This window comes from Rhodococcus sp. T7, assembly GCF_009872365.1.
In the GTDB taxonomy this organism is placed as follows: domain Bacteria; phylum Actinomycetota; class Actinomycetes; order Mycobacteriales; family Mycobacteriaceae; genus Rhodococcus_F.
In genome coordinates, this window is record NZ_WXYH01000107.1 from 1 (window position 1) to 7,570 (window position 7,570).

The following is a 7,570-nucleotide window of genomic DNA, read 5'->3' on the forward strand; positions in this document are numbered from 1 at the left end:
ACAACAACGACAACCTGGTCGAGGTGGGGGAGCGGGTCAAGGCCGGACAGCAGATCGCCACCGTCGGCAACCGCGGCCAGTCGACCGGTCCGCACCTGCACTTCGAAATCGAAGACTCGGACGGGGAAATCGTGGATCCGGTCAAGTGGCTGGCCAAGCGCGGTGCCTCCATCGTCGGTCTCGACTGATCGGGCCTGCTCCTGTTCTCCCCACCCGGAGGGAACGCTCGGCCCCAGCCGCGCAGTCGCATCGCAGTGTGGAAAGGGATGGTGGTCGGTGATGATCGACGTCGAGGGCAGCATCGTCATCGACCGCCCCGTCGGGGAGGTCTTCGACTTCGTCGCCGATCAGACCAACGCACCCCGCTGGCAGAACGGACTCGAGCAGGTCCGCCGGGTCACCGACGGACCGCCCGGGGTGGGCACCAAGCATGTTGTCGTCCGCAAGTTTCTGGGCCGGCGGCTGGAACTGATCAACGAGTACGCACACTTCGAGCCGAACGTGGAGATCACGTTCACCGGTGCGTCCGGCCCGGGCCGCTTCGAGGTGACGTACCGGACCGAGGAGACCGCCGAGGGAACCCGGCTGAGCTGCCACATGCGGATGGAGCAGAAGGGGCTGTTCGCCCTCGCTGACCCGGTGGTGGCCGCGAGCCTGCGGCGGGACTTCGCCGCCAACCTGCGAAACCTCGAGGCTCTGCTCGAAACCCGCGCCGAGTAAGGCCGCGTCCCTGTGTGGTCAGGTCAGGGCGCTGCCGGCCTGCCATTGCTCCCACGGGACGGACCAGTCGCCGTTCTGCCACAGCTCGAGCGGGGCGCCGCCGGTGTTGCGGACCTCGACGATGTCGCCGGGGACGGAGAAGTCGTAGAACCAGCGGGCGTTGTCGGGGCTCAGGTTCAGGCAGCCGTGCGAGACGTTGGTGTTGCCCTGCGCCCAGATGGTGTCGGCGAGTTCGTGGAGGTAGATGCCGTCGTTGCTGATGCGGGTGGCGTAGTTGATCGATTCCTTGTATCCGAGGCGGGAGTTCACCGGAAGCCCGTAGGTGGAGGAGTCCATGATGACCGGGTTGGCTTTGTCGATGACGGTGTAGATGCCCGGTTGGGTCCAGAACGAGAGGGTCTGCCCGCCCACGACTTCGGTGCCGCCCCGGCCCATCGACGTCGGCATCGTGCGGACCACTTCGCCGTTGTCGGTGACGGTGACCTGTTTGGTGGTGTCGTCGGCGACGGAGATGTGGGCGTCACCGATGGTGAACGAGGTGGTCGCGTCCTCCTGGCCGAAGAGGCCTTCGCCGAGCGCGATGCCGTAGACGTTGGCACGGACGGTGACCTGGGTGCCGGGCGCCCAGTAGTTCTGGGGTCGCCAGTGCACGTTCTGGACGTCCGCCCAGTACCAGGAGCCGGTCACCGGGGATGTGGTCTCCACGTGCAGGGCTCTTTCGGCGGCGGCGCGGTCGGTGATCGGTTCGTCGAAATGGGTGACGATCACGATGCCGACGCCGAAGGTGCCGCCGTCGGCGAGCAGGTTCCCGCCGCTGGTGACGAAGGTGGGTTTGGTCTGGTTGCCGGGGGTGACCGTGGAGAACGTGCTGGTCTTCTCGCTCGGGACACGCTGGTCGCCGACCGCGGTGACTGCGAGGGTGTAGGTGCGGCCGTAGCCGAGGGGTACTCCCGGTTTCCAGGACAGGCGATCGGGGGTGAAGATACCCTCGACCACCCGTCCCTCGTCGTTGGTCATGGTGACCGTCTCGAGGGTGCCACCGTTTGTGCTCACCGCTACCGGGTCCGTGGGGTTGACCGCGGCGGCGCCGTCGGCCGGGGACACGGTGATCTCCGGTCCCGGCGGCGGTGTGGCCGGTCCTGCAGGTTGGTCGGTGGAGGGTGCGCAGGCGGCGGCGAGAGCGAGCAGCAGGACTGCGAGGACAGCGGCGAGGTGACCGGGGCGGCGACGGGCGTGCATGACAGTGATTCTCCCGTGCGGAAGGGTCCGGGCGTGTGCAGTCGCTGTGCGACGGCGGTCACCAGGGCAGTTCGCGGCAGCGGCCTTCGCCCTCGGCGGGTTCGACCTGCAACGTGGCGTGCTCGAGGTCGAACTTCTCCGCGAGCAGTGTCTGCGCCGAGGCGAGTACGGCGGTCGGGTCCGCGCCGCGTTCGGTGATCAGGTGCGCCGACGCCACCTCCATGCCCGAGGTCAGCGTCCACACGTGCAGGTCGTGCGATTCCTTCACTCCGGGCAGGGTTTCCAGGGCGTGGCCGATCGCGTCGACGTCCACGCCGGCAGGGGCGTGCTGGAGCAGGATGCGGATGGCGTGGCGGCCGAGGTTGAACGCACGCGGCAGGACGAACAGGCCGATGGCGACACCGATGATCGGGTCGGCGTACCGCCACCCGAACAGCAGGGTGAGCAGTCCGCTGACCAGTACCCCGATCGAGCCGAGCATGTCGGCCATGACCTCGAGGTAGGCGCCGCGGACGTTGATGGACTCCTTCGCGCCGCTGCGCAACAGCAGGAACGCTATGACGTTCATGGCCAGCCCGACCAGCGCGACGATGACGACCGGCAGGCCCGGCACCTCGGGCGGATCGTCGAGTCGCCCGGCGGCCTCGTAGAGGATCCAGCCGGCGACCCCGAAGAGCAGGACCGCATTGAACAGGGCGGCGAATACCTCCGCCCGGTACATCCCGAAGGTACGCTCGGGCCGGTTGTGCGCCTTGTTCGCCAACGTGATGGCGATGACCGCCATCAGAATGCCGAGCACGTCGGTGAACACGTGCGCCGAATCCGACAGCAGCGCCAGCGATGACGTCGACAGGCCCACCGCGACCTGGGTGACGAAGGTGACCAGTCCGAGGGCGACGGCGATCCAGAGCTTGCGCAGGTGCTTCCCGGAGGCGCTCGTCGCGTCCGCGGGCGAGATCCCGTGGCCGTGGCCGTGTCCCTGACCCATGACAGCGTGTCCTTTCGTTGCAGCGTCAGCCCGGATCATATTGTCATATGCGCATATATTCAATCGGGAGGGTGTTCGGTGCCGCACCCTCGTCAACTAACCTGCATAGTATTTCGGCGGCGGTGCACAGGCGATGAGCTGGCTCGACCGGAACTCCACAGACCAGGAAGGCCCTCTTTCGCGTGAGTGCAGTAGATGACCCCAGCGCCCCCGGGGAGCGGGCCCGCAGGCGCACCCTGCCGCAGATCCTCGGCTGGGCGGCGATCGCGGCCCTCGTCGCCGCCGCGCTGGCGCAGCTGTCGACCACCGAGGCGCTGCGCCTGTTGGGGTTACCCGATCCCGGCACGCTCACCACCTACGGGCTGCCGGCGGTGATGGCATTCGGGGAGGCGTGTGCGGTGGTCATGGTCGGCTCCGCCCTGCTGTCCACGGCGCTGGTGCCACCACAGCCCTCCGGGGTCCTCGACGTCGACGGGTATCTGGCGATGCGCACCGCCGGTGTCGCCGCCGCACTGTGGGCGCTGAGCGCGGTCGCGCTGGTGCCGCTGACCCTGTCGGACAGTTCCGGGCAGACTCTCGCCGTGGTGTTCGCCGACCCGGGCCCCTTCGTCCAAGCCGTCACCGACCTGGAGGTCCCGAAGGCGTGGGCGTGGACCTGCCTGCTCGCCGTGGTGGCCGCGATCGCGGCCCGGCTGGTGCTGCGTCACAAGTGGACCCCGGTGGTGCTGGCGCTGGCGGTGATCAGCGTGCTGCCGCGCGCCCTGTCCGGGCACTCGGCCTCGGGCGGCTCGCACGACGTCGCCACCAACAGCCTCCTCTTCCACATCGTTGCCGCCGCGCTGTGGGTGGGCGGGCTGGTGGCCCTGGTGTTGCACGCCCGCCGCCGCGGCGCGCGCCTCGATATCGCGGTCCGCCGGTTCTCGGCGCTCGCGCTGGGCGCCTTCACGGTGATGGCGGTCTCCGGGGTCATCAACGCCGCCGTGCGGCTCCCGATCACCGACCTGGTGACGAGCACCTACGGGGTACTCGTCCTGGCGAAAGTCGCCGCCCTGGTACTGGTCGGGTTCGCGGGCTGGCGCCAGCGCACCGTCGCGGTCACCGCACTCGAGAACGATCCCGAGGACCGGGCGGAGTTCGTGCGGCTCGCGGTGATCGAATCGGTCGTGCTCGCGGTCACCGTCGGCATCGCCGTCGCGCTGGGGCGCACCCCGCCGCCGGCCGGCGAGCGCCGCGAACCCACCCCGCTCGGGGAAACCCTCGGCTACGACCTGGGCGGCGCGCCGTCCGCCGGCCGCATGCTTCTGGATTGGCGGTTCGACCTGATCTTCGGGACCGCGGCGCTCGTGCTGGCGGCCGCCTATCTGCTCGGCGTTCGGCGCCTGCACGCGCGGGGTGACCGGTGGCCGGTGGGCCGGACGGTGTGCTGGGTTCTCGGGTGTGTGGTGCTGCTGCTGGCCACCTCGTCGGGGCTCGGGCGATTCGCGCCGGCGGTGTTCAGTGTCCACATGGGCGCGGTGGCCGGGCTGGCGATCATCGCGCCGCTGCTGCTCGCGCTGGGGGCGCCGCTGACCCTGTGGTCGGCGGCCGCGCGCCGCGGCGCCGACGGTGTGCCCGGGATGTGGGAGTTCTCCCGGCAGCTCTATCTCAGCGCCCCGCTGCGGCTGCTCACCCGCCCGGCGGTGGCGCTGACCCTGCTGTTCGGCGGGTTCTACGTGTTCTACCTCGGTGGGATCTACGGCTCGCTGGACGGATCGCACACCTGGCACGTGGTGTCCAACGGCTACTTCCTGGTCGCCGGGTTCGTGTTCTTCTGGGTCAGTGTCGGCCCGGACCCGACACCGGCCGCCGCCTCCACCCGCACCCGGCTGATCACGGCGGTCGCCGGGCTCGCCGCCTACGCCGGCTTCCTACTCCTGGTCGCCCGCGCCGACAGCGTCATCGCCGCCGAGTACTACACGATGTTGCGCCGCGGCTGGTGGGACGACCTCGCCGCCGATCAACGGCTCGGCGCCGCGATCGGGGCGGGCACCGGGGCGGTGGCACTGGCGTTCGCGGTCGTACTCGCCGCCGCCGCGGTCACCGCGCCGCGCCGCGGCCGCACCGCGGCGCGCCGATGACGTAGAGACGCTGATCAGCCAGTGCACGAACACCGCCGCCCCGGTGACCCGACCTGCAGTGCCAGCCGCTACCAGCGGGCGAAGTGGGTCCCTTGTTCGGGTTGACCTTCGACTCGAATAGAAGGTTTACCGTGGCCATATGGCCGAGCTGCTGATCTCCGAATTGTCGCGCCGCAGCGGTGTCCCCGCGACGACGCTGCGCTATTACGAGCAGGTCGGCGTCCTGCCCGCCGCCCGCTCGCACTCCGGATACCGCCTCTACGACGAGCACGCCGAACAGCGGCTGCGGCTCATCTCCGCGGCCAAGCGACTGCAGATGCCGCTGCTCGAGATCGTCGAGCTGCTGACAGTGTGGGAGGAGGACGCCTGTCGGTCGGTGCGATCGCACCTGCGACCCGCCCTCGATGCCCGGATCGCAGAGGCCGCCACTGGGATCGCCGCACTGACCCGGCTGCACACCGAACTCATCGCCGCGCGGGAGCGGCTCGACTCGCTACCCGATCGCGACGACCGGTGCAACCCTCGGTGCACCGTTCTCCTCGAACCCGTCACCGTGCAGGGACCGGACTCGGCCAAGACCGATCGGCCGATCGCCTGAACCCTCGACGGCGGCGACTACCGCACCCGGATCGCCGCCTGGAACACCCTCCTCGACGGATGCCCCCGCGAGGAGGTGGATACCGGGGTCCGGGTCACCGTGCCCTCCGAGTCCGCTGCCGAGCTCGCCGGGTTGGTCGTGGCCGAACAACACTGCTGCGCCTTCCTTGACTTCATCCTCGCCTTCGACCGCGGCACCGTCGCGCTGACGATCACCGCCCCATCCGATGGGCGGGCCCTGATCGACGACCTGATCACCCCGACGGCGCCGTGACCGCGGTCCGTCCAGTCCAGATACTGAAAACCAGGAATGTCTCGGGCGAGTGCTGATGGTCCCGCCCTCGTCTGGAACGTGCCCGGCCGGCTACATCAAGGTGGGGTCACCGGTGTCTCCGGGTCCGACGGCCTCAATGGATCTATCGGTGCCGGTGGCGTTTCGGTCTCGTCGGGCAGGGTGGTCGCCGGCGGTTCGGTGGTCGGTCGCGGTTCGGTGGTGGGGGTGGATTCGTCGGGATCCGTCGTCGGTACCGGATTCGACTCGGGTATAGGCGCCGGGGCCGGGGCCGGGGCCGGAGAGGGAACCGAGGAGAGAGACATCGTTTTCCGAGTCGAGGGTTCGATGGTGGTGTCGACGAAGTCGATTACCGGGTGGATCGATGTGGGCAGGGTGGGTGGGATGGGCGGGGCGGTGACTGCCACCATGCGGGGTATCGGCGTCACCGGATTCGCTGTGAGGGCCACCGTCGCCGGCGCCGCCGGGACGGTTGCGGCACTCGCCGAGGGAACGGGTGCCGGTGCAGCGCGTTCGACCAGCCGGAAGCCGTGCTGGGACGGGGGTGGACTTGCCACGACGGTGTCGTCGTGGCGCGCGTTGGATCCGACGTTCGAGGCGTACCAGGGCACGATGAGTGCGACCGCGGCGAGCACGACCGCCGCGACGACACGAAGGTTACCGCCCCGGCCTCGTCGAACCGTGTGCCCCGGTGGGACGATCGGGTATCGCGATGCGGCCGCGAGCAGTGCGGCGCCCCGGGCGGAAACACTGCCTGGAAACGGCGGGCAGGTCACTGGTGCGCCCAGGCCCTCGAGCCGCTCACGCAGCCCGGGGGGCGTCTCGGCGCCGGTGAGCAGGACCAGGTCCAGATCGGAGGTGTAAAGACCTGCGGCGTCCAGACAGTCGGCGACGAGTTCGAGCGCCGAGGTCAGTTCGTCGACGGTCGGTTGGCTCCGGTGGCTACCGAACTCCGTCGAACGCAGCGGCCGTCCGACGATGGGATCGGATCCGTCGTTCGTGCCGCCCGATACGATCGTCAGGTCCAGGCTGTCGGCACCGAGGTCGCAGACGAGCGCGACACCGTCGGAGAGTGGCCCATGCTCGGCTTCGAACCAGGCGAGCGCCGCGACGGGTTCGGGAACCAGTCCGACTCGGGCCAGCCCGGCCCGGTCGAGCGCGGCCCGTAGTTCGCCGACGGCGTGGGCTGAGTGCACCGCCGGGTGGGCAAGCACGACGGGGGTGTCTTCCGCGACATGGGTTTCGGCGATCACACAGTGCGCGGCGGCGGCGACCAGGTCCTGCGCGGCGTAGCGGCGCCCGTCGCCTGCAACGAGCACATCGCCGAGACGGTGCGCGAATTCGGAGAGCACCCCGGCGCCGTCGGGTGCGTCACCCAGGCGCACGGTCGAGTCCGGTCCGAGTGTCAGCGTCGACCGGCGCGTGAGCAGCGATTCGGTGGGGTGATCCGCGCTCGCGGTCGCGGCGACCGCGTACGCCGTCCCGATGGTCACGCCGACACCTAGTGTCATCGTGGTGTCCCCGTCATTGTGCGGCCCGCAGGCGGCCGAAGACGCCGTCCTTCTCGTCGGCGGGGCCGGCGGTGAAGTAGAGCGAGTTGCTGTCGCCGAGGCTTTC

The 7,570-nt window shown here is 69.7% G+C and carries 8 protein-coding genes; 5 read left to right on the forward strand and 3 right to left on the reverse strand.

Translation table 11 applies throughout. From position 1 onward, the window contains the following. On the forward strand, nt 1-188 hold a 188-nt coding region (locus tag MLGJGCBP_RS12780; protein ID WP_160096020.1), incomplete at its 5' end, for a M23 family metallopeptidase. A 91-nt stretch (nt 189-279) separates the two neighbouring features. Further along, a complete protein-coding gene (locus MLGJGCBP_RS12785) occupies nt 280-720 on the forward strand; it encodes an SRPBCC family protein (protein WP_007296044.1) in 441 nt (146 codons plus the stop codon). 18 nt (nt 721-738) lie between these two features. On the opposite strand, the gene MLGJGCBP_RS12790 is transcribed toward MLGJGCBP_RS12785, so the two are convergent. Together MLGJGCBP_RS12790 and MLGJGCBP_RS12795 are read right to left on the reverse strand one after the other, a co-directional pair. Further along, the gene (locus MLGJGCBP_RS12790) at nt 739-1,959 is read right to left on the reverse strand and encodes a L,D-transpeptidase (protein ID WP_007296043.1); all 1,221 of its coding nucleotides are present in this window, start codon (nt 1,957-1,959) and stop codon (nt 739-741) included. Nucleotides 1,960-2,017: 58 nt separating this feature from the next. After that, on the reverse strand, nt 2,018-2,947 hold the full coding sequence (locus MLGJGCBP_RS12795; RefSeq protein WP_007296042.1) for a cation diffusion facilitator family transporter: 930 nt from the start codon (nt 2,945-2,947) through the stop codon (nt 2,018-2,020). A gap of 182 nt (nt 2,948-3,129) precedes the next feature. On the opposite strand from MLGJGCBP_RS12795, the gene MLGJGCBP_RS12800 reads away from it, so the two are divergent. From MLGJGCBP_RS12800 to MLGJGCBP_RS12810, 3 genes are all read left to right on the forward strand, one after another. Continuing rightward, nucleotides 3,130-5,064, forward strand: coding sequence for a cytochrome c oxidase assembly protein (locus MLGJGCBP_RS12800; RefSeq protein WP_007296041.1), 1,935 nt, complete (start codon nt 3,130-3,132; stop codon nt 5,062-5,064). A 139-nt stretch (nt 5,065-5,203) separates the two neighbouring features. Then, entirely contained in the window at nt 5,204-5,662 is a 459-nt protein-coding gene (locus MLGJGCBP_RS12805; protein WP_007296040.1) for a MerR family transcriptional regulator, read from the forward strand. Between the two features lie 75 nt (nt 5,663-5,737). Beyond that, nucleotides 5,738-5,935, forward strand: a complete 198-nt coding sequence (locus tag MLGJGCBP_RS12810) for a hypothetical protein (RefSeq protein WP_007296039.1) — start codon at nt 5,738-5,740, stop codon at nt 5,933-5,935. Between the two features lie 95 nt (nt 5,936-6,030). On the opposite strand, the gene MLGJGCBP_RS12815 is transcribed toward MLGJGCBP_RS12810, so the two are convergent. Beyond that, on the reverse strand, nt 6,031-7,446 hold the full coding sequence (locus MLGJGCBP_RS12815) for a hypothetical protein (protein ID WP_007296038.1): 1,416 nt from the start codon (nt 7,444-7,446) through the stop codon (nt 6,031-6,033). Between the last annotated feature and the right edge of the window lie 124 nt (nt 7,447-7,570).

Bases quoted from the DNA above. Each gene is read 5' to 3' on its own strand.
- MLGJGCBP_RS12785 (WP_007296044.1), top strand. From the start codon at position 280: ATGATCGACGTCGAGGGCAGCATCGTCATCGACCGCCCCGTCGGGGAG.
- MLGJGCBP_RS12790 (WP_007296043.1), bottom strand. From the start codon at position 1,959: ATGCACGCCCGTCGCCGCCCCGGTCACCTCGCCGCTGTCCTCGCAGTC.
- MLGJGCBP_RS12795 (WP_007296042.1), bottom strand. From the start codon at position 2,947: ATGGGTCAGGGACACGGCCACGGCCACGGGATCTCGCCCGCGGACGCG.
- MLGJGCBP_RS12805 (WP_007296040.1), top strand. From the start codon at position 5,204: ATGGCCGAGCTGCTGATCTCCGAATTGTCGCGCCGCAGCGGTGTCCCC.